Source organism: Cobetia sp. SIMBA_158 (assembly GCF_046566945.1).
GTDB lineage: Bacteria > Pseudomonadota > Gammaproteobacteria > Pseudomonadales > Halomonadaceae > Cobetia > Cobetia amphilecti.
On sequence record NZ_JAWJYL010001009.1, the window covers coordinates 1 to 240 of the forward strand.

General features: G+C 41.2%; 1 pseudogene. It reads right to left on the bottom strand.

The annotated features are described in order from the left end of the window. Positions 1-240, bottom strand: a pseudogene (locus tag R2R70_RS22845) (molybdate ABC transporter permease subunit); the annotation flags it as partial.

A 240-nucleotide genomic window follows, 5' to 3' on the forward strand; every position in this document is an offset into this window, starting at 1 on the left:
ATTGCTTAACCCCCACTATGCTTTTATTAAATTTAAATAACAACACTAAACACGCAAATGAAATAGCCAGTAAAAGAAGTGAAAGCTGATGGGCCGCGGCATAGTTTAACGACTCTACATAGTCGTACAAAGCAACAGAAACAACCTGTGTTTCCCCTTGTATATTGCCACCAATCATCAGCACTAAGCCAAATTCCCCGAGTGTATGCACAAACCCCAGTGCAACTGCACTACCAATAC